Origin of the sequence: Segeticoccus rhizosphaerae (genome assembly GCF_009192725.1) — a bacterium.
In the GTDB taxonomy this organism is placed as follows: domain Bacteria; phylum Actinomycetota; class Actinomycetes; order Actinomycetales; family Dermatophilaceae; genus Segeticoccus; species Segeticoccus rhizosphaerae.
Genome location: NZ_VOHR01000419.1, coordinates 1 through 2,840, shown reverse-complemented (window position 1 = coordinate 2,840; position 2,840 = coordinate 1). Strand labels below are relative to the sequence as shown.

Below are 2,840 nucleotides of genomic sequence, written 5' to 3'. Positions count from 1 at the left end.
GATTGGTGGAGGGGTCGTATTCGGTTGGAGCGAATGCCAAGCCCCCCATCGTGGGCTGGCGACGTTGGCGGTGGCGCCCCGAATGGTCAGCAGGGCGGAAGTGTCCGGCGGGTGGTCAGCGGGCGCGGTCGGCGATGTAGCCGGTCCAGTCGCGGGCGGAGAGTCTGGCCCAGTCGGCGGCGTTGTTCTGGGTGATTCCCAGGAGTTCGGCCAGGACGGGCGCCGGCATGGAAGCGGCGAGTTGGAACAGGGTGGCCTTGCGCCCCTCGTAGGGCTTCATGCCGATCTGCACGAGCTGGGCTCGGATGTTCTCGGTGGTCAGCGGCCTGCCGGGGTTGCCCCCGGGGAACAGCCAGCCGTTGGCGCGTGAGGCGTGCAGGCTCTTGCCGCGGTGGGACAGGTGCTCGCGGATCAGGTCGTCCAGGACGGGCGGCATCTGGATCGGGGTCTGCTTGAAGTTCACGTGGACGCGGCCCTCAATGTCGATCGTGACTTGCCGGGTGCGCATGGCCACGATGCGTGAGAGGGGTTGGGCGAACACCAGAGTGAACAGCCCACCGATGCGGGTGTAGCGGCGCAGGGACGCGTCGTGCAGGAGCCGCTCAACGGTGGCCCACCGTTGTTCGTCGGACACGGTCACTGCCGGCGGCGGCACGAAGACGTGCGCGACCCGCAAGGTGGTGTTGATACGGCTCTCCCGCAGCCACGCCAGGAAGGTTCGCTCGTATTTCAGGGTGCGACCGACGTGCTGGTGGTACCGCTCCAGGAGGTCTTGGTTCGCGGTGGCCGCGGTTCGCCCGTGGCGGTCCAGGAAGGCCAGGAACTCGATCGCGACCCGGATGCGTCGGCGCGCCCCGTTGGCCATGGTTTGGGTGAGCCGGTCCTGGTGGTCGGCAGTGCGCATCTCGCGCAGGACCTGCCAGTGGGCGAACTGGCGGATCAGGGCCTCATGCTCGCTGGTCAGGCCGCTGGTGACCTCGTCGATCCAAGGCGGCATCCGTTCGATGCGGATCTCGAACGGGGGCAGCACGTCCAGCGCAGCCAGCAGGGTGCGCAGGTAGTCGTGGGCCCGGTCGGAGGGCAGGTTCCGGAAGGTGTGGTGGCTGATGTCGACCTCGCCTCGGGCCATCTGTCGCAACAGACGAGGACCGACACCCGGCTTCTTGCGCAACCACCAGATGGTGGTCTGGGGCCGGTCGGATCCGGCCAGTTCGTCGAAGACGGGACGCAGCCGGGCATGGATCTGCCCCGTGCCTGGGTCGGTGAGCAGCTCGGTGAGGCGTTCGCGCAAGGTGCAGCGCGCGCAACGGGAGCCGTAGGGGTGATCCTCGCGGCCGCACTCACGGCAGGCGAACAGCGACCTCATCCCGGCGCAGGACGCGCAGACCACCCGGCCCTCCACGAGGTAGACGACCGGGCGGACCACGCCGCATCCCGGACAGCTCTGCGGATGGTAATGGCGCCGGCGGCGGCACCGCAGGCACAGGTATCCGTGCGGCAGCCGGGTCAGCCTGCTCACGCCGCCGCAATCGAAGCAGACGCGATCGTCCTCGTGCCCGCTCACTCGCCCGCAACGGGCCCGGGCCGCCGCACGGTGGCCCGGATCGGACGCAGGTCCCCGATACCGGGGCCGCTGTCGTTGACCGCACGCGGGCCCTCGGTCTGCTCGTGGCGCAGCTCCAACAGGTCGTTGGGCGTGCAGCCCAGCACGTCACACAGTGCCGCGAGCAGGTCCAGGTTGATCCGTTGGGGCGCCTTGGTGACCACCCGGTGAACCATCTGCCGGGAGATGTCCACGCCGCGCTGGCGCAACGGCTCGACCAGGTCAGTGGTGGCGAACATGCCGCTCTCTGCCATCAACTGGCGCAGGTTCCAACGGATCACGAGTTTGCTGGTCATGCTTCCTCCCGGACGGCGGGTGCCGCGTCGCCGTCGCTTGAGTAGACGCGCTCGAGCGCGGCCTGCAGGGTCTTGGTCTTGAAGTCGTTGGACACCGACGTGTAGATCGCGGTGGTCGAGGCATACGAGTGGCCCACCTGTTCCGTGACGAACCGTTCGGGGTAGCCGAACTCGATCAGGTGGGTCACATACGAGTGCCGCAAACAGTGCAGCGTCAACTCCTTCGGGAGCCCAGCCTGCCCGCGCAAGGCCGCGAAACGGTGGTCGATCGTCTTAACCGACACCCGCTGACTGCGCTCGGTCAGCCACAGTTCCTGGCGCGGCCCCGGCCCCAGCAACGGACGAGCCTGCTGCACCCATTGCCGCAACCCGTCGATGGCCCAGTCGAACTCCGGCACCGCCAGCACCGTGCGCCTGCGGGGTGCGCTGCCGCGGCTGGACTTGGCGTAACGCACGTGCAACGCGCCGAAACTGCCCCACCGCGGCATGCTCGGGTTCGGCCGCAGGTCAGCCACATCCAAGTAGCACAGCTCACGGCGGCGCAGCCCGAACGCGTAGGCCGTCTTGACCATCACCGCGTCCCGCAACGCCGCCAAAGCGCCCTTGCGGCCCGAGCCGGCGATCACCTCCACCCGCGAATCGAGGAAGTCGAACAACGTCTGCAACTCCTCGTAGGTGAACGGTCGACGCGCGGGCAGCCCCTCATACTCCACCAGGTGCGCCGCGGTGTTGTAGTCGTGGCAGACCTGCGACGGAAGCTGCCCGAACCGCTCCTCGCACTGCCCGACCCAGCCGTAGCGGCCATCGAGCAGATAGTCGCAGAACATCCGCAACGTCAGGTGGTAGCCGCGGATCGTCGAGGGAGCCAGCCGGTCCCCTCCAGACATCAAGCTGGCGGTGAAGTCCTCCACGTCCGCGGCCGTCCACTGCCACGGGAAGGA

At 68.3% G+C, this 2,840-nt stretch carries 3 protein-coding genes; all 3 read right to left on the bottom strand.

Annotation, left to right across the window (positions count from 1 at the left end; translation table 11 throughout):
- Positions 1 to 115 precede the first annotated feature (115 nt).
- Positions 116 to 1,426, bottom strand: coding sequence for a hypothetical protein (locus FRW57_RS19965; protein ID WP_203230443.1), 1,311 nt, complete (start codon positions 1,424 to 1,426; stop codon positions 116 to 118).
- Positions 1,427 to 1,560: 134 nt separating this feature from the next.
- Positions 1,561 to 1,899: a helix-turn-helix domain-containing protein gene (locus FRW57_RS19960; RefSeq protein ID WP_152186874.1), complete on the bottom strand. Its 339-nt coding sequence runs from the start codon at positions 1,897 to 1,899 to the stop codon at positions 1,561 to 1,563.
- On the bottom strand, positions 1,896 to 2,840 hold a 945-nt coding region (locus FRW57_RS19955), incomplete at its 5' end, for a tyrosine-type recombinase/integrase (protein WP_152186873.1). The genes FRW57_RS19955 and FRW57_RS19960, both read right to left, overlap by 4 nt.